The sequence below is a fragment of the Streptomyces sp. NPDC046716 genome (assembly GCF_040645755.1).
GTDB lineage: Bacteria > Actinomycetota > Actinomycetes > Streptomycetales > Streptomycetaceae > Streptomyces.
Window position 1 is genome coordinate 172,103 of sequence record NZ_JBEYYU010000004.1, and the last position, 24,283, is coordinate 196,385.

Sequence of the window (24,283 nt, forward strand, 5' to 3'; positions counted from 1 at the left end):
CCTTGGTGAGGTCGGAGGGGACGTACGGCGGGTGAGCGGCTCAGCCCTTGACGGCGCCCGTGAGCACGCCCTTGGTGAGGTGCCGCTGGACGAACGGGTAGGCGAGCAGGATTGGTACGACGGCGATCATCACCACGGCCATCTGGATCGACTGGGCGGGCGGGGCGGCACTGTCCCCGCCGGTGTCGACGAGCGTGGAACCCTGCAACACATAGGTGCGCAGCACGAGTTGCAGCGGCCACTTGGTGCTGTCGCTCAGGTAGATCAGGGCGTTGAAGAAGGCGTTCCAGTAGCTGACCGCGTAGAAGAGTCCGACGACGGCGATGACCGCGCGGGACAGCGGAATGCTGATCGTCCACAGGACGCGCCACTCGCCGGCGCCGTCGATCTTCGCGCTGTCGATGAGTTCCTGGGGGATGCCCATCATGAATCCGCGGACGACGATCATGTTGAAGACGCTGAACGCGGTGGGCAGGATCAACGCCCAGTAGTTGTCGAGCAGTCCGAGTTCCTTCACCACCAGATACAGCGGGATCAGGCCGGGGGCGAACAGGAACGTGACGAGGACGAAGGTCAGCAGCGAGCGCTGGAAGAGGGCGCCGCGCCGGCTCAGGGCATGGGCGGCGAGCACGGTCGCGGTCAGGCTGATCGCGGTGCCCACGAGCGTGACCAGCGTGGAGACGACGATGGCGCGGGTGACGACGCCGCCCTCGAAGATCTGGGTGTAGGCGTCGAGGCTGAACGACTTCGGCCACACGAGATAGCCGCCGGCCTCGGTGATGGCGTCGCCGTCGGAGACGCTGGTGGAGAACACGATCAGGAACGGGAAGAGGACCAGACCGAGGGCGAGCACGATCGCGAGCGCCTTGAGGGCGATGGCGACGGGCTTGGGCTTGCCTTGCCAGGCGGGGCGGAGGACGGTGCTCATGAGCGGGAATAGACTCCTTGCTCGCCGAGGCGGTGGGCGGTCTTGTTCGCCGCGAGGATGAGGAGGAATCCGACGGCGCCCTTGATCAGGCCGACGGCGATGCCGATGCTCCAGTTGCCGTCGATGACACCGTGGAAGTAGACGTAGGTGTCGAGGACTTCGGCCGCGTGCGCGCCCACGGCGCTGCGTTGCAGCAGGATCTGCTCGAACCCGACGTTGAGGGCCTCACCGAGCCGCAGGATCAGCAGCATGATGATGATGGGCCGGATGCCGGGCAGGGTGACGTGCCAGAAGCGCTGCCAGGGGCCCGCGCCGTCGATCGCGGACGCCTCGTAGAGCGAGTCGTCGATCGCGGCGAGCGCGGCGAGGAAGATGATCGCTCCCCAGCCCGCGTCCTTCCACACGACCTGCGTGGTGAGCAGGAGTTTGAACGTGCCCGGGTCCGACATCACGTTGACCGTGCCGACGTCGAGCTGACGCAGCGTCTGGTTGAGGATGCCGCCCGAGCCGAGGGTCTGCTGGAAGAAGCCGACCACGATGACCCAGGACAGGAAGTGCGGCAGATAGAGCACCGACTGGACGACGGTACGCAGCCAGGGCCAGGTCAGCGAGTGGATCAGCAGCGCCAGCGCGATGGGGACCGGGAAGTACAGGACCAGCTGCATGAAGGTGATCTCGAGCGTGTTCAGCGTCGCCTGCCAGAACGCCGGATCGGCGAACAGCACCCGGAAGTTGTCCAGGCCCACCCAGCGGCTCTGGCCGATCGGGATGTAGGGCTGGTAGTCCATGAACGCGACGACGTTGCCGACCAGCGGCAGGTACACGAACAGCAGCAGCAGGACGATCGCGGGCGCCACCATGAGCAGCAGCGGCCGGTCCCGGCGCAGCCGCACCCAGAACGAGGCCTTGAGCACGGCCGGTCGGCGCCCGCCCGGCGGTCCGCCGCCGCGGGCCGCCGCCCTCGTGACGGTCATCGGTTTCTCAAGCGTCGTGCCCATGCGGCTCCTTCGCGTCCGACAGACATGCCTCCGCGCACGGACTTCAGCGGCGGAGAAGGAGTGGATCGGACCGGACCGCCCGGACCCGCCCTGATCCTGAGTTGGGCCTACGATGACGGTCAAGTGTGAGCAACCATCCGAACATTAATCAAACATCGGGGGTAGTGATGCACCCGCATCCACGGCACGAACGCATCCTGGCGGAGCTGCGCATCCACGGCTCGCTGTCGGTCACGGACTTCGCGCGGCGCGAGGAGATCTCCGCGATGACGGTCCGCCGCGACCTCGCGGAGCTCTCCGAACTCGGCCTGCTGCGCCGGGTGCACGGCGGCGCGGTCACCGTCGAGACCGATCCCACCGGCGGCATGGCGGGCCGTCACGTGCCGCGTCCGGCGGCGCAGGACGGCAAGGCCCTGTTCACCTTCGGCCTCGTCGTGCCGGACCCCGGCTACTACTACCCGAACATCGTGGCCGGGGCCGTCGAGCGCGCCACCGCGCTCGGCGGACGGGTGGTGCTCCGGGTGTCCCGCTACGACCCGGACCACGAGCGCCGGCACATCGAACGGCTCATCGCCGACGGAGTCGACGGGCTGCTCGTCACCACGACCGTCACGGACGCGTATCCGACCTTCGAGCTGCTGGAGAGCGCCCCCATGCCGGTGGTGATGGTGGAGCGCGCCGTGGCCGAGGCGCCGGTCGGGTACGCGCTGGAGTCGGTGCGCAGCGACCACGCCGCCGGAGCCGCGATCGCCGTGCGCCACCTGGCCGGTCTCGGGCACCGGCGGATCGGCGTCGCGACCTTCGACACGCCCACCTCCGGACACATACTCGCCGGACACGGCCGCACGGTGCGGCAGTTGGGGCTCGCCGGCGACGCGGCGGTCGAGCACATCGACGAGACCGGGGACGTGGCCGGACAGACCGCCGCCTACCTGGAGCTGTGCAAGAAGACCGGCACCACCGCGGTGCTCGTGCACTCCGACCACTACGCGATCGACTTCGTCGCCACCGCGGTCGAACTCGGCGTCTCCATCCCGGGAGATCTCTCCGTCGTCGCCTACGACGACGAGGTGGCGCAGCTCGCCGCCGTGCCGCTGACCGCGGTGGCGCCGCCCAAGCACGACGTCGGCCGGTTCGCCGCCACCGCCTGCTTCGAGCGCATCTCGGCGGCGGGCCAGACGCCCTTCGCCCAGCGGCACATCACCCTCACCCCGACGCTCACCGTCCGCGAGTCCTCGGCGCCGCCGGGCTGACCGTCCCGCCACCGGGACGGGTGCATGTTCGTTTCATGATCGATCGCTCTTGGAATCTTGACATCGAACATGGCGCGGGGCTGGCATGGACGGACCGCACCCGACCGGCACCCGGCCCCGCCGGCGCCGTCAACTCCCCGAAAGGCAGGCCATCATGACGCCGCCCCCGAGGTCCGCGCCGCCCGCCGCCGGTCCCCGTCCGACCGTCCCCGTGGCGTTCGCGATGCCCGAGTCCACGTTCCGCCGCGTCTTCCGGCCCGACGACGTCGCCGCGCTGCACGCGTCCGGCTCGGTCAAGCTTCTCGCCGACCGCCCCCTCGACCCCGCCGACCCGACGGACCGGGGACTGCTCTCCCAGGCGGAGGTGCTGATCACCGGCTGGGGGACGGCGCCGCTCGACGCGGACCGGCTCGACCTGCTGCCGAGCCTGCGCGGCCTCGTGCACTCCGCGGGCACCGTCCGTCCCGTCGTCGACGACGAGGTGTGGGCCCGGGGCATCGCGGTCACCTCCAGCGCCGCGGCGAACGCCGTTCCCGTCGCCGAGTACACCGTGGCGATGATCGTGCTCGCCGCGAAACGCGCCTTCACCGCCGCCGACCGGCTGCGCGAGGGCGCGGGCTCCGTGGACCTGGAGGCGGACTGGCCCGATGTGGGCGCGCACGGCATCACGGTCGGTCTCGTCGGCGCCTCCCGGGTCGGCCGCGCCGTCATCGAGCGGCTGCGCGCCTACGACGTGCGGCTCGTCGTCGCGGATCCGCACCTCGACGACCTGGAGGCGGCCCGGCTCGGCGTGCGCCACGTCGAGCTGCCCGAGCTGTTCGAGACGAGCGGCGTCGTCTCCCTGCACGCCCCGCTGCTGGCCGGCACGCGCCAGATGATCGACCGCACGCTCCTCGAACTGCTGCGGCCCGGGGCCACGTTCATCAACACCGCGCGCGGTGCCCTCGTCGACCAGGAGGCGCTCGCCGACCGCCTCGACCGGGGCGACATCGCCGCCGTACTGGACGTCACCGAACCCGAACACCTGCCTGCCGACGCCCGGTTGCGCCGCACGCCGCACACCTTCATCACCCCGCACATCGCGGGCTCCGTCGGCAACGAACTGGGGCGTCTCGCGCACAACGCGGTCCGCGAGACGGTCGCGTTCACGACGACCGGTGCGTTCCTGGACCCCATCAGCCACCAGGAGTTCACGATCCAGGCCTGATCGTCCGATCAGGGGCGGAACCCGTCGACGGCGAGGTCCAGCAGACGCTGGGCCTGCGCGGTGCCCTCCGGGGTGTCGGGGGTCCGCCACAGACAGCTCAGCAGCATGATGACGTCGACCGGGTCGAGCCCGGGACGCACCTCGCCGGCCTCCACGCAGGCGTCGAGGAGCCGGCCGACGGCCGCGCTGACCGGGGGCCAGGAGGCGCTGATGACCTCTTGCGCCGCCGCCGAGTTCAGCGCCTCGCCGAGGCCGTGCTTGATCCGCACATAGGCCGTGAGCGTGGTGAACCAGCTGCGCAGGGCCTCCAGCGGCGGCTGCGCGGCCAGCGTCTCGTCGACCGCGTCGACGAGCCGGTCGATGCCCTGCCGGTGGACCTCCAGGATGAGCGCCTCACGCGTGGGGAAATGCCGGTAGAGGGTCCCGGGGCCCACGCCCGCGCGCTTGGCGATCGAGTTGAGCGAGGCGGCCGGCGACTCGGCGAGCACGTCGTGGGCGACCCGGAGGATCACCTCACGGTTCTTGAGGGCGTCAGCGCGCTGCCGCGCGGCCTCGGGCATGGGTCCTCCTGGTGAAGCACGTCTCCGGTTGCCAACCGGAGAGCTCTCCGTTACGGTCGAAGAGTCAATCGGAGACATCTCCGTTTACTGTTCGTTCCACACTAGGAGCCCTCGTGCGCTACATCAAGCTGGGCCGCACCGGCCTGGACGTCTCCCCGGTCGCCATCGGCGCCATGACCTACGGAGAGCCCGACCGCGGCCACCCCGTCTGGTCCCTCGACGAGGAGAGCAGCCGCCCCCTCATCAAGCACGCCCTGGAAGCGGGCATCAACTTCTTCGACACCGCCAACATGTACTCGTACGGCTCCAGCGAGGAGATCCTGGGCCGCGCCCTGAAGGACTACGCGAACCGCGACGACGTCGTCATCACCACCAAGGTCCGCCACAGCATGCGCCCCGGCAGCCCGAACGGCGGCGGTCTGTCCCGCAAGGCGATCATGGCCGAGATCGACGCCAGCCTGCGCCGCCTGGGCACCGACCACGTCGACGTCTACATGATCCACCGCTTCGACAACGCGACGCCGCTGGAGGAGACCCTGGAGGCCCTGAACGACGTGGTGAAGGCGGGCAAGGCCCGCTACCTCGGCGCCTCCTCCATGTACGCCTGGCAGTTCGCCAAGGCCCTCCACCTCCAGGAGCGGAACGGCTGGGCCCGCTTCGTCACCATGCAGGACCACTACAACCTGCTCGCCCGCGAGGAGGAGCGCGAGATGCTGCCGCTCTGCGCCGACGAGGGCGTCGCCACGATGGTGTGGAGCCCGCTGGCCCGCGGCCGTCTCGCCCGCCCCTTCGACCAGGCCAGGGCGGGGGAGCGCGCCGCCACCGACGGAGCCTTCGCCGACCTGCTCTACCGGGCCACCGCCGACAGCGACCGCCTCATCGTCGACGAGGTCGGCGCGATCGCCGACGCGCACGGCGTCAGCCGCGCCCAGGTCGCCCTGGCCTGGCTGCGCCGCAACCCGGTCGTCGCCGCGCCCCTGGTCGGTGCCCGCACCATCCAGCAGATCGACGACGCCGTGGCCTCCCTCGACCTCACCCTCACCGACGACGAGGCCCGCCGCCTGGAGGCCCCGTACACGCCCCGGTACGACTTCCAGGGCGTGTCCGACGACCGGGAGATGGACCGCATCAAGGCGAGCATCGCCGGCTACGCCAACGTCTGACCCCGCCTTCCGAGGAGTTCTCATGACCCGATCCGTGGGCCGACTGGGATCCGTGTCCCTGGACTGCGCCGACCCCCGCGCGCTCGCCGCGTTCTGGACGACGATGCTCGGCGGCCAGATCACCGTCGACACCGACGCCTTCTGCGCGGTCGCGCTCGACGGCCTTCTCCTGGTGACCGTCCGCGTCCCCGACCACCGTCCGCCGCAGTGGCCGGACGGGCTGCCGAAGCAGTTCCATCTCGACGTGGCCGTCACCGATCTGGACGAGGCCGAGCGGCGCGCGCTCGCCGCCGGGGCGACGAAGGCGGCCGATCAGCCGGGGCCCGACCGCTGGCGGGTGCTTCTGGACCCCGCGGGCCACCCGTTCTGCGTGACCACGCTCATCCCGGTCTAGAGCGGGGTCACGTCACGGTCACCCGGCCGACGACCAGCCAGCCGCCCACCGTCTCCTCCTCGGTGGCCAGGCGGATGCCCGGGGTGTCGCCCCGCGCGGTGTCGACGAGCGCGACGCCCCACCGGTAGGCGCCCTTGGCCACGGAGGCCAGAGACGCCTGGAAGGTGTGCTTGCCGGGAGCGTCCTTCAGCCAGGTGCCCGGATCCGCCGCGGTGTCGACGAAGACGTGCGCGGCCCGGCCGTCGGCGGTCAGCAGGGCGACGGCGGGCCGGTACTTCCGCTTCCACTGCGGTACGTCGTTGGGGAGGTTCGCCCAGCCCAGGTTGGCCCACGTGTGGTCGATCCGGGCGGTGCCGCCCGCCGCCACCGTCGCCGGCGCCGCCACGGACGTGGGCAGCAGCCGGTACCCGGCCTCGGCGACGGTCCGCTCGACCAGACCGAACGCCTCGGTGAACCACGACACGGTCTCGCCGACCCGGAAGTCCAGCGCGGCGACGTGCGCCTCGGCCGAGTCGTCGAACTCGCCCTGCCGGACGTCGCCCACGTTCTGGTAGCCGCGCGGGTCGTCCTGATAGCTGTGCTGGGTCGTGACCCAGCCGCCCTCCATCAGGATCGGCCGCCGGTAGCGCCACTTCGCCGCGTACGCGCGCTCCCAGTCCCCGTAGTAGGTCGTCATCCCGAACGCGTCGTGACGCAGCGAGAACCCCTTGTCCACGGCGATGTCGAGCAGCCGCTCACTGTCCGGGTCGGCGGCGCCCCAGTCCGAGGGCGTGCCGATCAGGCGGTGGTAGTTGATGGCGAGCGGCACCTTCCGGAAGGCGTCCGCGTACAGGTCCACCACCCAGCGCAGCACCGGTTCCCGGCTCGCCGCGTCGAGATACTTCAGGGAGTGCCCCTCGCCCCACTTGCCGAGCCCGTAGCCGTCGACGAAATCGACCCGCTCCGGATCGTCGAACTCGGCGCCGAAGGCCCGCACGAACGCGCCGAACTTCTCCTGGAAGACCGGGTCGTCCGGGTACGGCGACCACAGCGTCCTGCTGCCCGACTGCGACTCGTAACCGGCGGCTCCGGCCTCCCGGACGAAGGCGGGCGTGAAGTCGTACGCCTTGTCACGGCTGTCGACGACCACCCGGAAGGCCAGCTTCAGACCCCGCTCGCGCGCCGTGGCCAGCGCCGCCTTGAGTCTGTCGTCGGTCTCCCAGCCGTAGACCCCCTCCTCGGGCTCCAGGAGCGACCAGGCGATCCGCAGATAGAACGTCGACGCGTAGTCGGAGGCGCGGACGTCGCCCACGCCGGGCACGCTGATGGCGTCGCGGACCGACCAGAAGTCGTCCGGGAACGTCGTGTCGCCGTAGAGCGCGAAGCCGTTCAGCGGGTTGCGCAGCACCGTCGTGGTGTCGGCGGTGAACGACTTCGCCGCGAGCGTCGCCCCGTGGGGCCAGTGCCCCGGGGTGGCCCGCGCGCTCGCGGCCGCGTTCGTCGCGGGCAGGGCGAGGGCCGAGGCCCCCGCCGCCAGCCCCAGCCCCAGTGCGCTCCGTCGGCTGAACCGTCCCGAAGAGGACATGCGTCTGCTCCCTTGATGAAGGTGCGTACGTGCGCTGTCGCACCGAAGACTCGGCCCGCCGCGATGTGCGGGACAAGAGCGGATAGTCGACCGCACATAAGTCGCACACGAAGCCGCACTCGCGCTGACGCTCGCGGGGCGCTGGACCGTTGGCCCGATCGCGGCCGACGGTCCCTTTTCCGTGGTGTGCCATTGGCCCAGGACTTTCGCCCTCTGTTGAACCAAGAGCCCTTGAACTGCTGAGATGTACGTATCGATGGCGCTGCGGACCGGTGAGAGGTCTCCGCGGCGCCTTTCTCATGTGCGTACGGAACCGGCAACGGGACATGGAAGAGGGGCGGGGCAACGTGCTGAAGAGGGCGTTCGCGGCACCGGACCCGGGCCGCATGCGGCTGCGGTTCGCGAGCCGGGCCGTACTGGGCATCGGGCTCGCCGTGGCTCTGTGCGGGGCGGCCGGGCAGTCGCTGGCGGCGGCCGTCACCGGTGGGCTCGCCGCGCTGCTCGCCCTGTTCACGGTGACCGACCCGACCGTGCGCGGACAGGCGGTCACCACCGCGCTGCTGCCGGTCGTCGGACTGCCGGTGCTCGCCCTCGCCGCGCTCCTGCACGACCTGCCCCTCGCCCGGGACCTGGCGTTCCTCGGCGTCGTGGGCGCGGGCGTGTACGCCCGGCGCTGGGGGCCCCGGGGCCACTCGCTCGGCGTGTTCGGCTTCATGACCTTCTTCGCGGCCCAGTTCCTGCACATCGCGCCCGGCCGGCTCCCCGAGCTGTACGCGGCCGTCCTCCTGTCGCTCGGGGCCGCGGCCGCCGTCCGGTTCGGGGTCTGGTGCTACGAGCGACGGCTGCCGGCCCCGGCGGCCGTCGCCGCGCCGACCGGCGGGACCGGTCTGCGCCGGATCACCACCCGGCAGGCCGTGCAGGCCACGGTGGGCGCGGGCTTCGCGCTCGCCGCCGGACAGCTCCTCTCGGACCAGCGCTGGTACTGGGCCGTCGGCGCCACCTGGTGGGTGTTCGTCGCCACGGCCTCGCGCGGCGAGACCGTGGTGCGCAGCTTCCGCCGCTTCCTCGGCACGGTGCTCGGCATCGTGCTGGGCTTCGCCGTCGCCGTGCCGCTGCACCACGACCCGGTCGTCGCGGCCGCGGTGATCGCCGTCAGCGTCTTCGGGATCTTCTACACCGCGCACGTCTCCTACACGTGGATGATGCTCGCCGTGACCGTGATGGCGAGCATGCTCTACGGGCTGCTCGGCGTCCTCGACCCCGCCCTGCTCGCGCTGCGCGTCGGCGAGACGGCCGTCGGTGCCCTGGGCGCCGCCCTCGCCGTCGTCCTGGTGCTGCCCGTCACCACGCACTCCGTCACCGAGGCCTGGGTCGAGCGGGCGCTGCGCTGTGTGCACGCCTGCACCGCCGACGCGGCCGCCCGGCTGGCGGGCCACGACGCCGACCCGGCGCCCCGGGTCGCCGAACTGGAGGCCGTCCTCGGCCGCGTCCGCCTCTCCCTGGCCCCGCTCGTGCACCCGCTCAGCCCCCTGCGCCACCGCAAGGGCCGGGCCCGGCAGGTGCTCGCCCTGCTCGACGCGTGCGCCCACGAGGTACGCGGCCTCGCCGCGGTCGCCGCCGACCCCGAGGCCTCCCACGACGCCCGGCTCGCCGCCGCCTGCCGGCGCGTGGAGAGCGCCGTCGAAGCGCTCACCGTCCCCGCCGGCCGGCCCCACGCCGTCGTGGCCGCGCCGCACACCGCCGACGCCGAACCGCCGGTCCTCGCCCACCTGCACGCCCTGGAGCGGGCCCTCGCCGAACTCGCGGTGCCGCTGCGCGGAGCCGGGCGCGCGACCCTGGGCGCGTAATCGCGGCCGCGCGCTGCCGAACAGTTCCGCACGCTCCCCGTAGGTGCGTGACCCGCCGCCCGCCGGGTCCGCGGTGTGGTTGTCTCGCATCGGCCGAACCGCTGGGGGTGCGCCGTGCCGAGCAACCTGCGCAGGACCGAACCGTCGCAGGACGTCGAGGGCTGGCTCGCCGCGGCCCAGGGCGCCCACGGCCGGGCGGAGCACACCGTCCGCCGGGCCCCGGCGGCCGACACCAGGGAGGCCGCGGCCGCCTTCATCCGGCAGCACCACGCCGAGGAAGGGCTCGGCGACCCGGCCCGCCGCATCGCCGAGGCCGAGGCGGAACTCGCGGCCACGGGCACGTACACGCACACCCCGCAGGAACTCGAACACGGCGCCCGGCTCGCCTGGCGCAACGCCAACCGCTGCATAGGCCGCCTCTACTGGCGCTCCCTGACCGTCCGCGACCTGCGCCACGTCGACTCCGCCGCGGAGATCGCCGCCGCCTGCGCCGACCATCTGCGGCAGGCGGCACCCGGCGGCCGGATCCGCCCGCTCGTCACCGTCTTCGCCCCCGACCGGCCGGGCCGCCCCGGCCCCCGCATCTGGAACGAGCAACTGATCCGCTACGCCGGATACGTCCAGCGCGACGGACACGTCATCGGCGACCCGCGCGCCGCCGGCCTCACCGCGTACGCCCAGCACCTCGGCTGGCGCGGCCCGAGTACCGCATCCGCCTCCGCCTCCGCCTTTGATGTGCTGCCCCTCGTCGTCCAGGAGGCCCCGCACCGCAGGCCCCGCCTCTTCGCCCTCCCACCGGACGCGATCCTCGAAGTCCCCCTGGAGCACCCGGATCTGCCCTGGTGGGCCGAGCTGGGCCTGCGCTGGTACGCGGTCCCCGCGATCGCCAACATGTGCCTGGAGATCGGCGGCATCTGCTACGGCGCGGCCCCCTTCAACGGCTGGTACATGGGCACGGAGATCGGCGCCCGCAACCTCGCCGACACCGACCGCTACAACCTGCTGCCCCACCTCGCCCGCAGGCTCGGCCTCGACACCCGGACCGACCGCTCCCTGTGGAAGGACCGCGCGCTCGTCGAACTCAACCGCTCGGTCCTGCACTCCTTCGACCGCGCGGGCGTCACCATCACCGACCACCACACCGAGTCCGTCCGCTTCCTCACCCACCTCGCACGCGAGGAGTCCCGCGGCCGCACCGTCGGCGCCGACTGGTCGTGGATCGTCCCGCCGCTCTCCGGCTCGGCGACCCCCGTCTTCCACCGGACCTACGACGACGTGCAGCACACCCCGACGTTCGTCCATCACCCCGAGGCCCACGCACGGGCCCGCGGCGAGGACGCGGTCCCCGCGCGGCACCGCCCTCCGTGGCGCGACCTGGTCTAGACCGACTGCTACCGTCGGCCGCACGGGCACCGGGCCCGCGGCCGAAAGGGGAAGCAGTGAGCGGCAGTCAGGCAGCACGGGCGTACATCGGGTCGTTCACGGCGGCCGGCGGCCCCGGCATCGTGACGGCGGAACTGAACGCCAGGGACGGCTCCCTGACCGTCCTCGACGCCACGGACACCCTGCCCGACCCCTCCTACCTCGCCCTCGCGGGCGGGCTCCTGTACGCGGTGAGCGAGACCCGCGAAGGGGCCGTCGCCGCGTTCCGCACGGACACCACCCCGGTGCGGCTCGCCGCCCCGCCCGCCCCGGTCGACGGCGCGGGCCCCACCCACCTCGCCGTGTGGGGCGACCGGGTCCTGACCGCCAACTACAACTCGGGCAGCGTCACCTCACTGCCGCTGCGCGCCGACGGCACCCCCGACGCGGCCGGGCGCGACGTGCTGCGCCACACCGGCTCCGGCCCGCACCCGCAGCGCCAGCAGGCTCCGCACGCCCACCAGGTCGTGCCCGACCCGAGCGGCCGCTGGGCCGTCAGCGTCGACCTCGGCACGGACTCGGTCCGCGTCTGCGCCCTCACCGACGGCCGGCTCACCCTCCACCACGAGACGGCCCTGCGCCCCGGCTCGGGCCCCCGCCACCTCGCCTTCCACCCCTCCGGCGCGTACGTGTACGTGCTCAACGAACTCACCCCCACCCTCACCGTCTGCCGCTGGGACGCCGCCGACGGCTCCCTCAAGCCGCTCACCGAACTCCTCGTCCTGCCCGGCGACAGCACGAACGGGGACGCCTACCCGTCCGAGCTCGTCGTGGCCCCCGACGGCCGCTTCCTGTGGACGGCGACCCGCGGCGAGGACGTCATCTCCGTGTTCTCGCTGGACCCGACGGGCGAGACCGGCACACTCCTCGCCACGGTTCCCTGCGGCGGCCACTGGCCCCGCGACCTCGCCATGGACCCCTCGGGCCGCTTCCTCTACGCGGCCAACGAACGCTCGGGTGACGTCACCTGGTTCACCGTGGCCCCGGAGACGGGCGTGCCGGTGCGGGGCGGCTCGGTGCGGGTGCCCGCGGCGTCGTGCGTGGTGTTCGGTTAGGGCCTGTCCGGCGGATCAGGTCGCAGCCGGGCGGCGTGCCAGACCCCGCGCCCGCGACAAGATCCGCCGGACAGGCCCTAACCCTGCCCGTCCGAAGGGACGGCGACGCCGGTGAGGAAGCTCCCGGCGGCCTGCCGTACCTCGACGGACCAACCGAGCGCGGCCAGTCGGTCCGTGAGCTCCTCGGCGCCGCGGAACACCTTCACGATGCGGTACGCGCTGCCGTCGCCCAGCCGTCGCAGTGCCGTGTGCCCGGACTCGTCGGCCACGAACTCCTCGTGGATCGCCTCGGACGGCCCGTCGTCGACGAAGACGACCCGGCCGCCGGGCGCGAGCGAGGCCCCGACCGACCGCCAGAACTCCGCGAACCGGTCCGGAAGCACGTGCGACAGCCAGAACCCGAAGAACACCGTGTCGTAGCGCCGCGGCGGCTCCCACGTGAACAGATCGGCCTGGACGAACCGCACGGTGGGCCCGCCGGCCCGCTCCCGGGCGATGGCCAGCGTCTCGGCCGACGCGTCGACGGCGGTGACGGACGCGGCCCGCTCCGCGAGCAGCGCGGTCCACTGCCCGGTCCCGCAGGCCAGCTCCAGCACATCCCCACGGACGGGCAACTCGTCGATCCCGGCCAGCAGTTCCCGCAGGTCGGCCCGGTCCTTGTACGGCCTGTCGTACTCCGGCGCACGCGCACGGTAGTAGGCCATCTGCTCCGCCATGAGTGCCGCGTCGTCGCTGCTCATGACACGACGCTACAGAAAGCACTCCAAGCCCGTCCGGCGTTCGGGGACGAACCCGCGGGGCGAGCCGAAAAAGGGAACGGGGCCCGGGCACAGCCCGGGCCCCGTACAGAAAGCTCCGGTCAGCCGCCGGAGGCGACCGGCTGCGGCGTGATCCCCAGCGCGGCGGTGTACTTGGCCAGCGCCAGCTTCCCCATCGCCGGATACGCCCCCAACGGCTCCGCGGCGGCACACCCGGCGTCCTTGGCGGCGGCCTCCAGCACCGACGGATCCAGCTCGGGCCCGATCAGGTACGGCGACAGCGCCAGCTGCTGCGACCCGGACCCGCGCAGCTGCTCGGCGATCGCGGTGACCGCGCCTTCGGCGTCGAGCGCGGCGGCCATCACCGGCACGGCGAGACGCGCGGCGAGCAGCATGCCGGTGATCCCGGCGGCCTGCACGGCCTCCTCGCCGCCGACCGTCACGAGAATGATGCCGTCGGCGGCCGTGGCCACGGTGAACAGCCGGGCGCGGTCGGCGCGGGCGAGCCCCGCCTCCGACAGCCGCACGTGCAGTCCCTCGGCGAGCAGCGGGTGCGGGCCGAGCACATCGGTCAGCTCGGCGGCGACGCGGCTGTCGGCGATGCCCTGGTGGATCTGCCGGACCTGCGCGTTGTCCGGACCCGCGAGCAGCGGCACGACGACGGCGACGGGGCCCTCGGGCTCCTTGACGCCCTCGACACCGGCGGCGAGCGCCTGCTCGTAACGGCTGCCGCGCTCCTTCGCCGCGTGCGCGAGCACGGACGCGAGCGAGGGGAACTCGGCGGAGACCGGGAAGTCGGTGACTTCCCCCTCCACGAAAGCGACCCGCGCGTCCAGGCCGGGCAGCTCGGAGCGCGCGATGCTCACGACCTCGTCGGCGAGCATGCGCGTCGCGGCGCTGGGCGTGCCCGGCACCGCGAGGACGAGGGACGGTGCGCCCTCGGGGGCGGCCACCGGTTCCGGACGGCGGTGCCGTCCGGGCTGTCGGGGTCGCGGCATTCGTACAGGCAGGCCGGAAGCAGGCCCTTGGGGGGAGCTCATGGCGCCGCATGCTACTGGCTCGACCGGTCCCGATGTTCGGTCAGGGCCCAGCTGAGCGGTATCCGTCCTTGATTGTCCGTTCGGTTACGGATGGGCGGTTGCGGATGGTTCAAGTGCCCTGGTCCGCGGGGGTTCCCGTCAACCCCGTGGGCCGTCGGCACCCCGGCGCCCCCTACGCCACCGCCAGCAGCCGGCCGTCGCACGGCAGTCGCAGCCCGTCCGTGGCGAGGGCCGCGGCGATCACCAGGGAGCCGTGCAGCGGATCGCCGGTGGCGGATGTCACGGTGGCCCCGGGCAACTGCTCGGCGAGTTCGGCGCGCAGCGGGGCGAGCAGCGGCTCGCCCATCCGGAACAGGCCGCCGGTGAGCGCGACCTCCCCGCCGTCCGCCGGGCACACCGCGGCCGCCGCCTCGGCGATGTGCGCGGCGGCGCGGCGCAGCACCTCGCGGGCGACCGGATCACCGTCCGTCGCGCACCGGGCCACGTCGGGCGCGAAGGACGCGAGCGCCGCGGGACGGTCCGTGCGCGGATAGATCCGGCCGGGCAGCTCACCGGCGGACCCGAACCGCTCCTCGGCGAGCGCGAGCAGCGCTGCGCTGCCCCCGCGGCGGCCGTCGAAGGCCCGCAGTGCCGCGTCGAGCCCTTCCCGGCCGATCCACGCGCCGCCGCCGCTGTCGCCGAGCAGATGCCCCCAGCCGTCGGCCCGCCGCCAGCCGGTGAGATCGCTGCCGAGGGCGATCATGCCGGTGCCCGCGGCGACGACCGCCCCGGGCCGTTGCCCGAGCGCCCCGGCGTACGCGGTCACGGCGTCGCCGGCCAACGCGATCCGGCCGACGCCCAGTTCGCGCCGCATCGCGTCCGGCAGCGCGGCCCGCAGGTCGTCGCCGAGCGTCGCCATCCCGGCGGCGCCCACGGCCACCGCCGCCGGCGCGTCCGTCGGGGCGCCCGCGTCGGCGAGCAACGACCGCACCATGGGCAGGAGTTGATCCATCATGTCGGCGGCGTCGATCCCGGCCGCGGAGGTGCGCACCGGCGTGCGGGACACGGCCGTGGTGGCCTCGGCGGGACCGTCGGCGGGGGCGAGCGCGACCCGCAGCCCCGAACCTCCCGAGTCGACCCCGAGCACCCGGGCGGCGCTCACGGCAGTCTCCGGCCGGGGTGGCGGAGTGGCTCGATCGCCGTACGCAACGGGCTCCCCGCCTTCGTGAGGGCCGGCCCGCTGGGATGCTGGACCGGCTCGATGACCTCGGACACGAGGAAGGGTAGCGGTGAGGCCGTTCGCTTCCGTGCGGGGGTCGGGCAGCCGCCCCGCGGGCCCGGGGTGTCCGTGTGGACCAGTAGGGTGACGGACTGTGGCACCACGACCGTTGCACGAACTTGTCGAAGCCGGCTGGGCGCAGGCCCTCGAGCCGGTGGCCGAACGCATCACCGCGATGGGGGAGTTCCTCCGGGCCGAGATCGCGGCGGGTCGGACCTATCTCCCGTCGGGGGCGAACGTCCTGCGCGCCTTCCAGCAACCCCTGGACGACGTCCGGGTCCTGATCGTCGGTCAGGATCCCTACCCCACGCCGGGGATGGCCGTCGGCCTGAGCTTCGCCGTGGCTCCCGAGGTGCGCAGGCTGCCGGGCAGCCTGGAGAACATCTTCCGCGAGATGCACTCCGACCTGGGCCTGCCCCGCCCCTCGAACGGCGACCTGACGCCGTGGACGCGACAGGGCGTGCTGCTTCTCAACCGTGCGCTCACCACGGCCCCGGGCAAGCCCGCCGCCCACCGCGGCAAGGGCTGGGAGGAGGTCACCGAGCAGGCGATCCGCGCCCTGGTGGCCCGCGACAGGCCGATGGTGTCGATCCTGTGGGGCCGCGACGCCCGCAACCTGCGGCCGCTGCTCGGCGACCTTCCGGCGATCGAGTCCGCCCACCCCTCGCCGATGTCGGCGGACCGCGGCTTCTTCGGCTCGCGCCCCTTCAGTCGGGCCAACGAACTGCTGCAGCGCCAGGGCATGGAGCCGGTGGACTGGCGCCTGCCCTGAGCCTGTCCTCGCCCCGCCCTCAGCCCACCACCGCCGCCCGTACGCACAGCACGTCCGGCAGGTGGGAGGCCAACTGCCGCCAGCTGTCACCGTCGTCGGCCGAGGCGTAGACCTCCCCGTTGCGGTTGCCGAAGTACACGCCCGCCGGGTCGGCGTCGTCCGTGCACAGGGCGTCGCGCAGCACCACGCCGTAGTGGTCGCCCGTCGGCAGGCCCCGGGTCAGCGGCTCCCAGCTCTTGCCCGCGTCCTGGGTGCGGAAGACGCGGCAGCGGCGGTCGGCGGGGACCCGGTCCGCGTCGGCGGTGATCGGGAAGGTGTAGGCGGTGTCCGCGCGGTGCGGGTGCGCGGCCATGGCGAACCCGAACGTCGACGGCAGGCCGCCCCCGATGTCCGTCCAGTGACCGCCCGCGTCGTCGCTGCGGTACACGCCCCAGTGGTTCTGCAGATAGAGCCGGTCCGGGTCGGCGGCGTCCCGCGCCACCTTGTGCACGCACTGCCCGAACTCCGGGTTCGGGTCGGGCAGGAACATGGCGGACACCCCCGAGTTCGCCGGGTCCCAGCTCGCGCCGCCGTCCGCCGAGCGGAACACCCCGGCCGTGGACACCGCCACCGTCAGCGCCCGCGGATCCCGGGCGTCGGTCAGCACGGTGTGCAGCCCCTCGCCGCCTCCGCCCGGCACCCACCGGGACCGTGTCGGGTGCTCCCACAGCGGGCGGCACAGCTCGAACGTCGTGCCTCGGTCCTCGGACCGGTACAGGGCGGCCGGCTCGGTGCCCGCGTACACCACGTCCGGCTCGGCCGCCGCCGGGTGCAGCTGCCACACCCGCTCCAGTGAGGTCCCGGTGTCCTGCGGGAACCTGACGGCCGGTGCGGACGGCTCGGTCCAGGTCCTGCCGAGGTCGTCGGAGTGGAACACGGACGGCCCCCAGTGCGCGCTGTCACCGCCCACGAGGAGCCTCGGTGTGGGGCCGCGGGTGTCGATGGCGACGGAGTACACCGCCTGCGCGTTGAAACAGGGGCTCTCGTCGAACGTCCAGGTCTCGCGGCACGCTCCCGCCGACCCGCCCGTCCGCCCGAGGAAAAGCCCTTTGCGCGTACCCACAGCGAGCAGCACGTCAGTCATGCCGAACACCTCCGAAACGCCGTTGTCTCCAGGTATCCGCCAGTCTGCACCCGGCCACTGACAATGGCCGTAGCACACGTAATCACCGCAGGTCAGCCGGTCTGTCCCGGAGCGTCGGCTACGCGGCGGCCAGCCACAGATCCGGGCCGAAGACCTCGTAGTGGATGTCGGCGGCGGCCACGCCCCGGCCGAGCAGCTGCTCGCGCACCGCCCGCATGAAGGGCAGCGGGCCGCACAGATAGGCGCGGGTGCCGGGGGCGATCGGTACGTCGGTGAGATCGACCCGGCCCGCGTGGTGCACGGCGCCGTCGCCCGTGTCCGGGACCGCGGGCTCCTCGTACCAGAAGTGCGCGCCGGCGGAGGAGAGTTTGCCGGTCAGGGCCGCGTGATCGGCGCGCAACGCGTGGGCGGCGGGGGAGCGGTCGGCGTGCACCACCGTCACGGGGCCCGCGTGCCCGGTCGCCACCAGTTCCTCCAGCATGGCGAGCATGGGCGTGCAGCCGATCCCCGCCGAGGCCAGCAGGAGCGGGGCCGTGCCGGCGGCGAGCACCAGATCCCCGTACGGGGCCGAGAGGCGCACCCGGTCGCCCCTTCCGACGCGTGCGTGCAGATGGCACGAGACCTCGCCGTCGGGGCTGCCGGCGGCGGTGCCCCGCACCCGCTTCACCGCGATCGACCGGGTCGTCGGCGACGGTGCGCCGGTGAGGCTGTACTGGCGTATCTGCCGTGCCCCGTCCGGCAGTTCGACCTGGACGGAGACGTACTGGCCGGGCCGGAAGCCGGGCGCGGGCAGGCCGTCGGCGGGACGCAGGACGAAGGCGGCGACGTCGTCGGTCTCGTCGGTGCGGTCGACGATCTCCCAGTCCCGCCAGACGTTCGCGTCGACGACGCCCTGTTCCGCGTACAGCCGCTCCTCGATCGCGATGAGCGCGTTCGCCATCAGCCAGTACACCTCGTCCCAGGCGCGCGCCACCTCCGGGGTGACCGCGTCGCCGAGCACCTCGGCGATCGCGGCGAAGAGGTGCTCGTGCACGACCGGGTACTGGTCCGCCCGTACGCCGAGCGACGCGTGCTTGTGCGCGATGCGCTGGAGCATCACGTCGGGCCGGTCGTCGGGGTGGTCCACCAGGTACGTGGCGAAGGCCGCGACGGAACCGGCGAGCGCCTGCCGCTGGGTGCCGGCGGCCTGGTTGCCGCGGTTGAACAGATCGCGCAGCAGCTCCGGGTGGGCGGCGAACAGCCGCTCGTAGAAACGCCCGGTGATCTCGTCGATGGCGGCGCCGACGACGGGAAGCGTGGCGCGGACGACGGCGCTCGACTGGTCGGTCAGCATCAGCGGGGCTCCTTAATATGCATCTTAGAGTCGTATTTAAGGGTGTGGAGAGTGAAGGCGTGGCGAGTCGGGGGATCAGCCGGTGCCGGGCGTGGGGGAGAGGGTGAGGAGCAGCGGGCCGGTGGGTGGGGCGACGAGGTCGCTCACGCTCAGCGGGTCGAGGGAGGCGAAGAACGCCTCCTGGGCCTGGCGCAGTGCGCCGCGCAGTCGGCAGGCCGCACGCAGTGGGCAGGGTGTGGTGCCGTCGCAGTCCACCACGTCGCCCGGGCCCTCCAGCTCCCTCACCAGGGAGCCGATCGACGCCCTGCGTCCGGTGGCGGTGAGTGCGAGGCCGCCGCCCCGGCCGCGCCGTGCCTCGATGAGGCCCAGGTGCTGCAGCTTCGCCACGGCCTTCGCGGTGTGCGTGTAGGGGACGGCCATCGCGCCGGCGACCTCGCGCGTGGTGGGCAGTTCGCCCTCCTCGACCGCGAGGCGCATCAGTACGCGCAGGGCCAGATCCGTGAATCGCGTCAGCCGCATGACCGCAGGCTATAAATCTTGCATCTGGAAAGCAAGTTATGGCGTGACGGTCGAAAGACGGAGGGCAACTTCCGGCCCCCGCACGGCAACCATCTCCCGAAGCCGCCCCACCGTCATGCCCCCCTGACTCAAGGAGACCCGCGTGAGCCGCACGCACCGACGCCTGAGAAGGACCCTCCTCGCGCTGCCGGCCGCAGCCGTCCTCGCCCTGCTCCCGTCGACCGCGTCCGCCTATCCGAACCCCGGCAGGGTCACCGGCGACACCGTCGTGCACGACCCCACCATGATCCGCACCTCCGGTGGCCGCTATCTGCTCTACGCGACCGGCGGCGGCCTCGGCCACCGCACCTCCGCCGACCGGATCGCCTTCACCGCCGGCGGCGACGCCTTCACCACGAAACCGTCGTGGTGGTCGGCGTACGCGACCGAGGCGTGGGCCCCCGACATCTCGTACCACGGCGGCAAATACCTGATGTACTACGCCGTCTCGACCTTCGGCTCCAACAAGTCCGCGATCGGTCTGGCCGGCTCGACGACCGGACTGCCCGGCTCCTGGACGGACTACGGCGTCGTCTACACCTCCACGACCTCCAGCGACTACAACGCCATCGACCCGAACCTCTTCGTCGACGACAACGGCACGTGGTGGCTGTCGTTCGGCAGCTGGTGGACCGGCATCAAGATGATCCGGATCGACCCGTCGACCGGCAAGCAGCTCGCCTCCGACACCACTCGCCGCAGCCTGGCCGCCCGGCCGACCGGCACCAGGGCCGTCGAGGCCCCGTACATCGTCGAACGGAACGGCTACTACTACCTCTTCGCCTCCTACGACACCTGCTGCGCGGGCACCGGCTCCACGTACAAGGTCAAGGTCGGGCGGGCCACGAGCGTCACCGGGCCCTACTACGACAAGAGCGGCGTCGCCCTCACGAACAACGGCGGCACCCCGGTCCTGGAGTCCCACGGCAGCGTCATCGGCCCCGGTGGTCAGTCGATCATGAACGACGCGGACGGCGACCTGATCGTCTACCACTACTACGACGGCAACGACAACGGCACCCCGAAACTGGGCATCAACCTCCTGAACTGGAGCAGCGGGTGGCCCGTCGCGTACTGACGCCGTTCGGCCCCGGGCGTGGGCACGAGTCCCCGCCGGGTGCGCGGACACCCGTACCCGGATAGCGGCGCACGCCCGGCGCTGTGCGGGGTACGTGTCCGATCATGAGTTCTTCCCCCGATGAACGGTCAGCGCCCGAGGAGTCCGCGGCGGGCGACGGGCGGCTCTGCCTCGTGACCGGTGCGAGCGGCTATGTGGGCGGCCGACTCGTTCCGGAACTCCTTGCGAAGGGCTTCCGCGTCCGATGTCTGGCGCGGACGCCGGAGAAGCTGCGCGACTTCGACTGGGCCGGACAGGTCGAGATCGTCCGCGGTGACGTCCTGGACCCGCCGTCCGTGACCGCCGCTCTCGAGGGCGTCGACATCGCCTACTACCTGGTGCACGGCATGGGCAGCGGCGACGACTTCGAGGAGACCGACCGGCGGGCCGCAGGGATCTTCGCCGACGCCGCCGCGCAGACCGGCGTGGGCCGGATCGTCTACCTGGGCGGCCTGACCCCGAGCGACGTCCCCGAGCCGGAGCTCTCGCCCCACCTGCGCTCCCGCAGCGAGGTCGGCCGCATCCTGCTGCGGTCCGGTGTCCCCACCGCCGTGCTGCGCGCGGCCGTCATCATCGGCTCGGGCTCCGCGTCGTTCGAGATGCTGCGCTATCTCACCGAGCGCCTGCCCGTCATGGTCACCCCCCGCTGGGTGCGCACCCGCATCCAGCCGATCGCGGTCGCCGACGTGCTGCGCTACCTCGTGGGCTGCGCGGATCTGCCCCCCACCGTGTCCCGCGTGTTCGACGTCGGCGGGCCCGAGGTCATGAACTACCGCGACATGATGCAGCGTTACGCGCGCGTCGCCGAGCTCCCGCACCGGATGATCCTCTCCGTGCCGATGCTCACCCCCGGCCTGTCGAGCCACTGGATCGGGCTGATCACCCCGGTCCCCAGGGGCATCGCGCGGCCGCTCGCCGAGTCCCTGCGCCACGAGGTCGTCTGCGGGGAGCACGACATCGCGCGGTACGTGCCCGATCCGGCCGGCACCCCGATCCCCTTCGACGACGCGCTGCGGCTCGCGCTGCGGCAGGTGAAACAGGCCCAGGTCAGCACGCACTGGTCCGCCGCGGCCGTCCCCGGGGTGCCGAGCGACCCGCTGCCCACGGACCCCGACTGGGCCGGCGGCAGCCTCTACACCGACCGCCGGGCCCGGCGCACCGACGCGACCCCCGAGGCGCTGTGGGCGGTGATCGAGGGCATCGGCGGCGAGCACGGCTGGTACTCCTTCGGCCTCGGCTGGTCCGTGCGCGGCTGGATCGACCGGCTGGTGGGCGGCGTGGGACTGCGCCGGGGCCGCCGCGACGCCACCCGGCTGCGCCTGGGCGATGTCGTCGACTTCTGGCGGGTGGAGGAGATCCAGCGCGGTACGAGCCTGAGGCTGCGCGCCGAGATGCTGCTGCCGGGACTGGCCTGGCTGGAGTTCCGCGTCGCACACGACCGGGAGGGGCGGACGGTGCTGCTCCAGCGCGCGCTGTTCCATCCGCACGGACTGGGCGGGCACGCCTACTGGTGGAGCGTGGCTCCCTTCCATGCCCTCGTCTTCGGGGGCATGACGTACAACATCACCAAGGCGGCGGAGCACCTCACAACAGAGGCCGAGGCCGAGGCCGGGGAACAGGGCGGGGGCGGGGCGTCGCGGTCCGGCTGAGTGCGGTCCGGCCGGTCGCGCCTCAGGTGAGGTCGGTGCCGACGAGCCGCAGCCGCAGGCGGTGCAGGCCCCGCTTCGAGTGGCTCTTCACGGTGCCCAGCGGCCAGCCCGTCACGTGCGCGATCTGGGTGTGCGTGAGGTCGGCGAAGAAGGCCAGTTCCAGCACGCGGCGCTGGGTCGCGGGCAACTGCGCCAGCTCATGGCTCACCACCACCCGGTCGAGCGTGCGCTGCGGCGCGTCGTCGGCGGCCGGGACCGCGAGGCTGAGCGCCGCCTCGGCGGCGGACGCCAGATCGGAGCGCCGGGTCCGGGCGCGCAGCGCGTCGGCGATCTTGCGGCGGGTGATGCCGACGATCCAGCCGGCCAGGGCGCCGCGCGCCGGGTCGTAGCCGTCCCGGCCGCGCCAGACGGCCAGGAACACCTGCTGGGTGACGTCCTCGGCCTCCCGCGCGTCGCCCAGCGAGCGATGGGCGAGGGTGTGGACCAGCGTGCCCCAGCGGTGGTAGGCCGCCTCCAGGCAGGCCTCCTGGCCGCTGCGCAGCCCTGCCGCGAGTTCTTCGTCGGCGAGGGACTCCTCGACGGGGGCCCACAAGTCCTCGCTCGGTGTCGCCGTCCGGGAAATCGTTTGAGCGCGCATGGACCCGAGCCCTTCTATGGCCGACTGAGTGGGTCCACCCTGTCCAGCGGACCGCGCGCGTTTCGACTCGCAACGAATACGCATCGCTTTGCCGGGAGGTGATCGTGTCCGGTGTCAAGTAGGTGCCCATGGCAGCGAAAAGCGTGAGGTGAGGGCCGTCGTCGAGGGTCGACCAGGCGTGCAGCGGTTACGCATCGATATAGTTGATGCATGGACACCCGCGATGCTCCGGCGCGATCGTCCCGGCGCCCCTCGACCGCCGACGGCGCCGGGATCACGTCGGGCTCGCTGGCGCGGCGGCTCGGCATCTCGCCCACGACGCTGCGCTCGTGGGACCGGCGCTACAGCCTCGGCCCGGCTCTCCGGGACGAGGGCAGGCACCGCCGCTGGTCTCCCGGGGACGTGGCCATGATCGAGGAGATGTGCCGGCTGACCGCCTCCGGTGTGCCGCCCGCCGAAGCCGCGCGTGTCGTCAAGGAACACGCCGCCGCCACGCAGCTGAGCAAGCCGGACGACGCCACCGCAGGTCCCGCGGAACCCGCCGACGCCCCGGAGCACGCGGCGAGGGCCGACGCCGCGTCGGTGCCGCCCGGCACGGTCCGGGCCGAGTGCCGCGGGCTCATCCGGGCCGCGCTGCGCCTCGACTCCGCCGCCGTCCAGGAGCGGCTGAACGCCTTCGTGCGGACCTACGGGGTGATCGCCGCCTGGGAGGAACTCATGATGCCGACCCTGCACGCGGTCGGCCGGAAGTGGGAGACGTCGGGCGACCGGTACGTCGAGGTCGAGCACCTGCTCTCCTGGCACGTGTCGACGGCGCTGCGCAACGCGCCGTTCCTGCTGGGCCTGCCCGTCGCGAGCCGGGAGGACAGCTCCGTGCTGCTGGCGTGCGTGCCCGGCGAGCAGCACACCCTGCCGCTGGAGGCGGTGCACGCGGCGCTGCTCCAGGCGGGCCGACCGGCCCGGATGCTCGGCGCGGCCGTGCCCGCCGACGCGCTCGTCTCCACGGTGCGCCGCACCGGCCCCGCCGCGGTCGTGCTCTGGTCGCAGGCCCGCTCACTGGCGAACACACCGCTGGCCCAGCATCTCCTCCAGTCGACCTGGGGCCCCCAGGGCGCCCGCCAGCAGCCCCGGCTGCATCTGGCAGGACCCGGCTGGCGCGGCGCCACCGTCGACCGCGCCACCCAACCCGCCGGACTGCGCGAGGCGGTCGCCCTCCTGACGGCCAACTCCCGCTGAGACGGGCTCCTGCGCGAAGGCAAGTCGATCGCCCCGCCCCACCACTCAGCAGACCCGCCACCTACCGGCCCACCACTCGGCCGGCTCATCTTCTGTCCGGCCATCCGCACCTGTCCGGCCCGCCACTCAGCCGTCTCACCACTACGTTCGGCTATCCGTACCTGTCCGGCCCGCCACCTGTCGGCCTCCACTCGGCTGGCTCATCATCGGTCCGGCCACCCGCCACTCAGCCGGCCCGCCCCTCCGCCCGGCAACCCGCACGCGTCCGCCCGCTACCCGCCGGTCCGCTCTATTCGGGCGGCCCATCTTCTGTCCGGCCACCCGCCACTCAGCCGGTCACCACCCCGCCCGGCCACCCGCACGCGTCCGGCCCGCCACCCGTCGGTCACCACTCAGCCGGCCCATCATTCG

At 72.8% G+C, this 24,283-nt stretch carries 22 protein-coding genes; 11 read left to right on the forward strand and 11 right to left on the reverse strand.

Annotation, left to right across the window (positions count from 1 at the left end):
* Window positions 1-40: 40 nt before the first annotated feature.
* Together ABZ930_RS04775 and ABZ930_RS04780 are read right to left on the reverse strand one after the other, a co-directional pair.
* Window positions 41-928 carry a carbohydrate ABC transporter permease gene (locus ABZ930_RS04775; protein WP_361541454.1) on the reverse strand — a complete coding sequence of 296 codons (888 nt, stop codon included), beginning with the start codon at window positions 926-928 and terminating at the stop codon, window positions 41-43.
* Window positions 925-1,926 (reverse strand): ABC transporter permease subunit, encoded by a 1,002-nt coding sequence (locus tag ABZ930_RS04780; protein WP_361541457.1) that lies wholly within the window; start codon window positions 1,924-1,926, stop codon window positions 925-927. The genes ABZ930_RS04775 and ABZ930_RS04780 overlap by 4 nt, the downstream gene beginning before the upstream one ends.
* 167 nt (window positions 1,927-2,093) lie before the next feature.
* On the opposite strand from ABZ930_RS04780, the gene ABZ930_RS04785 reads away from it, so the two are divergent.
* Both ABZ930_RS04785 and ABZ930_RS04790 read left to right on the forward strand, forming a co-directional pair.
* Window positions 2,094-3,179 (forward strand): substrate-binding domain-containing protein, encoded by a 1,086-nt coding sequence (locus ABZ930_RS04785; RefSeq protein WP_361541460.1) that lies wholly within the window; start codon window positions 2,094-2,096, stop codon window positions 3,177-3,179.
* Window positions 3,180-3,333: 154 nt separating this feature from the next.
* Window positions 3,334-4,386, forward strand: a complete 1,053-nt coding sequence (locus ABZ930_RS04790) for a hydroxyacid dehydrogenase (RefSeq protein WP_361541463.1) — start codon at window positions 3,334-3,336, stop codon at window positions 4,384-4,386.
* Window positions 4,387-4,394: 8 nt separating this feature from the next.
* On the opposite strand, the gene ABZ930_RS04795 is transcribed toward ABZ930_RS04790, so the two are convergent.
* Window positions 4,395-4,946 (reverse strand): TetR/AcrR family transcriptional regulator, encoded by a 552-nt coding sequence (locus ABZ930_RS04795; RefSeq protein WP_361541466.1) that lies wholly within the window; start codon window positions 4,944-4,946, stop codon window positions 4,395-4,397.
* Window positions 4,947-5,059: 113 nt separating this feature from the next.
* On the opposite strand from ABZ930_RS04795, the gene ABZ930_RS04800 reads away from it, so the two are divergent.
* Window positions 5,060-6,109 (forward strand): aldo/keto reductase, encoded by a 1,050-nt coding sequence (locus ABZ930_RS04800; protein ID WP_361541469.1) that lies wholly within the window; start codon window positions 5,060-5,062, stop codon window positions 6,107-6,109.
* A gap of 22 nt (window positions 6,110-6,131) precedes the next feature.
* Window positions 6,132-6,503: a VOC family protein gene (locus tag ABZ930_RS04805; protein WP_361541472.1), complete on the forward strand. Its 372-nt coding sequence runs from the start codon at window positions 6,132-6,134 to the stop codon at window positions 6,501-6,503.
* Window positions 6,504-6,510: 7 nt separating this feature from the next.
* Here the strand turns inward: ABZ930_RS04805 and ABZ930_RS04810 are convergent, their stop codons facing one another.
* Window positions 6,511-8,067 carry a DUF4832 domain-containing protein gene (locus ABZ930_RS04810; protein ID WP_361541475.1) on the reverse strand — a complete coding sequence of 519 codons (1,557 nt, stop codon included), beginning with the start codon at window positions 8,065-8,067 and terminating at the stop codon, window positions 6,511-6,513.
* Window positions 8,068-8,414: 347 nt separating this feature from the next.
* Between ABZ930_RS04810 and ABZ930_RS04815 the strand changes: the two genes are divergently transcribed.
* The 3 genes from ABZ930_RS04815 to ABZ930_RS04825 all read left to right on the forward strand — a co-directional run bounded on the left by ABZ930_RS04815 (window position 8,415) and on the right by ABZ930_RS04825 (window position 12,391).
* Window positions 8,415-9,914, forward strand: a complete 1,500-nt coding sequence (locus ABZ930_RS04815; protein WP_361541478.1) for an FUSC family protein — start codon at window positions 8,415-8,417, stop codon at window positions 9,912-9,914.
* Window positions 9,915-10,169: 255 nt separating this feature from the next.
* Window positions 10,170-11,297 (forward strand): nitric oxide synthase oxygenase, encoded by a 1,128-nt coding sequence (locus tag ABZ930_RS04820; RefSeq protein WP_361541688.1) that lies wholly within the window; start codon window positions 10,170-10,172, stop codon window positions 11,295-11,297.
* A gap of 56 nt (window positions 11,298-11,353) precedes the next feature.
* A complete protein-coding gene (locus ABZ930_RS04825) occupies window positions 11,354-12,391 on the forward strand; it encodes a lactonase family protein (protein WP_361541482.1) in 1,038 nt (345 codons plus the stop codon).
* Between the two features lie 77 nt (window positions 12,392-12,468).
* On the opposite strand, the gene ABZ930_RS04830 is transcribed toward ABZ930_RS04825, so the two are convergent.
* From ABZ930_RS04830 to ABZ930_RS04840, 3 genes are all read right to left on the reverse strand, one after another.
* Complete coding sequence (locus tag ABZ930_RS04830) at window positions 12,469-13,131, reverse strand: class I SAM-dependent methyltransferase (protein ID WP_361541485.1); 663 nt, start codon at window positions 13,129-13,131, stop codon at window positions 12,469-12,471.
* Window positions 13,132-13,250: 119 nt separating this feature from the next.
* Entirely contained in the window at window positions 13,251-14,189 is a 939-nt protein-coding gene (locus tag ABZ930_RS04835; protein WP_361541488.1) for a hypothetical protein, read from the reverse strand.
* Between the two features lie 172 nt (window positions 14,190-14,361).
* Complete coding sequence (locus ABZ930_RS04840) at window positions 14,362-15,330, reverse strand: BadF/BadG/BcrA/BcrD ATPase family protein (RefSeq protein WP_361541491.1); 969 nt, start codon at window positions 15,328-15,330, stop codon at window positions 14,362-14,364.
* Between the two features lie 211 nt (window positions 15,331-15,541).
* On the opposite strand from ABZ930_RS04840, the gene ABZ930_RS04845 reads away from it, so the two are divergent.
* A complete protein-coding gene (locus tag ABZ930_RS04845; RefSeq protein ID WP_361541494.1) occupies window positions 15,542-16,219 on the forward strand; it encodes a uracil-DNA glycosylase in 678 nt (225 codons plus the stop codon).
* A gap of 19 nt (window positions 16,220-16,238) precedes the next feature.
* Here the strand turns inward: ABZ930_RS04845 and ABZ930_RS04850 are convergent, their stop codons facing one another.
* The 3 genes from ABZ930_RS04850 to ABZ930_RS04860 form a co-directional block, all read right to left on the reverse strand.
* The gene (locus ABZ930_RS04850; protein ID WP_361541497.1) at window positions 16,239-17,342 is read right to left on the reverse strand and encodes an exo-alpha-sialidase; all 1,104 of its coding nucleotides are present in this window, start codon (window positions 17,340-17,342) and stop codon (window positions 16,239-16,241) included.
* Between the two features lie 118 nt (window positions 17,343-17,460).
* Complete coding sequence (locus tag ABZ930_RS04855; RefSeq protein WP_361541500.1) at window positions 17,461-18,675, reverse strand: globin domain-containing protein; 1,215 nt, start codon at window positions 18,673-18,675, stop codon at window positions 17,461-17,463.
* A gap of 75 nt (window positions 18,676-18,750) precedes the next feature.
* Window positions 18,751-19,194, reverse strand: a complete 444-nt coding sequence (locus ABZ930_RS04860; protein WP_361541503.1) for an Rrf2 family transcriptional regulator — start codon at window positions 19,192-19,194, stop codon at window positions 18,751-18,753.
* Between the two features lie 163 nt (window positions 19,195-19,357).
* Here ABZ930_RS04860 and ABZ930_RS04865 point away from each other — a divergent pair, with 163 nt between their 5' ends.
* A complete protein-coding gene (locus ABZ930_RS04865) occupies window positions 19,358-20,311 on the forward strand; it encodes an arabinan endo-1,5-alpha-L-arabinosidase (protein ID WP_361541691.1) in 954 nt (317 codons plus the stop codon).
* A gap of 104 nt (window positions 20,312-20,415) precedes the next feature.
* Window positions 20,416-21,999: an SDR family oxidoreductase gene (locus ABZ930_RS04870; protein WP_361541506.1), complete on the forward strand. Its 1,584-nt coding sequence runs from the start codon at window positions 20,416-20,418 to the stop codon at window positions 21,997-21,999.
* A 22-nt stretch (window positions 22,000-22,021) separates the two neighbouring features.
* Here the strand turns inward: ABZ930_RS04870 and ABZ930_RS04875 are convergent, their stop codons facing one another.
* Window positions 22,022-22,636 (reverse strand): sigma-70 family RNA polymerase sigma factor, encoded by a 615-nt coding sequence (locus ABZ930_RS04875; protein ID WP_361541509.1) that lies wholly within the window; start codon window positions 22,634-22,636, stop codon window positions 22,022-22,024.
* A 210-nt stretch (window positions 22,637-22,846) separates the two neighbouring features.
* Between ABZ930_RS04875 and ABZ930_RS04880 the strand changes: the two genes are divergently transcribed.
* Window positions 22,847-23,872, forward strand: coding sequence for a MerR family transcriptional regulator (locus ABZ930_RS04880; protein WP_361541512.1), 1,026 nt, complete (start codon window positions 22,847-22,849; stop codon window positions 23,870-23,872).
* Window positions 23,873-24,283: the final 411 nt, after the last annotated feature.

What these genes read in the sequence shown, in the direction of transcription:
- ABZ930_RS04775 (WP_361541454.1), bottom strand. Translation starts at nt 928, where the DNA reads ATGAGCACCGTCCTCCGCCCCGCCTGGCAAGGCAAGCCCAAGCCCGTC.
- ABZ930_RS04780 (WP_361541457.1), bottom strand. Translation starts at nt 1,926, where the DNA reads ATGGGCACGACGCTTGAGAAACCGATGACCGTCACGAGGGCGGCGGCC.
- ABZ930_RS04785 (WP_361541460.1), top strand. Translation starts at nt 2,094, where the DNA reads ATGCACCCGCATCCACGGCACGAACGCATCCTGGCGGAGCTGCGCATC.
- ABZ930_RS04790 (WP_361541463.1), top strand. Translation starts at nt 3,334, where the DNA reads ATGACGCCGCCCCCGAGGTCCGCGCCGCCCGCCGCCGGTCCCCGTCCG.
- ABZ930_RS04795 (WP_361541466.1), bottom strand. Translation starts at nt 4,946, where the DNA reads ATGCCCGAGGCCGCGCGGCAGCGCGCTGACGCCCTCAAGAACCGTGAG.
- ABZ930_RS04805 (WP_361541472.1), top strand. Translation starts at nt 6,132, where the DNA reads ATGACCCGATCCGTGGGCCGACTGGGATCCGTGTCCCTGGACTGCGCC.
- ABZ930_RS04810 (WP_361541475.1), bottom strand. Translation starts at nt 8,067, where the DNA reads ATGTCCTCTTCGGGACGGTTCAGCCGACGGAGCGCACTGGGGCTGGGG.
- ABZ930_RS04830 (WP_361541485.1), bottom strand. Translation starts at nt 13,131, where the DNA reads ATGAGCAGCGACGACGCGGCACTCATGGCGGAGCAGATGGCCTACTAC.
- ABZ930_RS04835 (WP_361541488.1), bottom strand. Translation starts at nt 14,189, where the DNA reads ATGAGCTCCCCCCAAGGGCCTGCTTCCGGCCTGCCTGTACGAATGCCG.
- ABZ930_RS04850 (WP_361541497.1), bottom strand. Translation starts at nt 17,342, where the DNA reads ATGACTGACGTGCTGCTCGCTGTGGGTACGCGCAAAGGGCTTTTCCTC.
- ABZ930_RS04855 (WP_361541500.1), bottom strand. Translation starts at nt 18,675, where the DNA reads ATGCTGACCGACCAGTCGAGCGCCGTCGTCCGCGCCACGCTTCCCGTC.
- ABZ930_RS04860 (WP_361541503.1), bottom strand. Translation starts at nt 19,194, where the DNA reads ATGCGGCTGACGCGATTCACGGATCTGGCCCTGCGCGTACTGATGCGC.
- ABZ930_RS04870 (WP_361541506.1), top strand. Translation starts at nt 20,416, where the DNA reads ATGAGTTCTTCCCCCGATGAACGGTCAGCGCCCGAGGAGTCCGCGGCG.
- ABZ930_RS04875 (WP_361541509.1), bottom strand. Translation starts at nt 22,636, where the DNA reads ATGCGCGCTCAAACGATTTCCCGGACGGCGACACCGAGCGAGGACTTG.
- ABZ930_RS04880 (WP_361541512.1), top strand. Translation starts at nt 22,847, where the DNA reads ATGGACACCCGCGATGCTCCGGCGCGATCGTCCCGGCGCCCCTCGACC.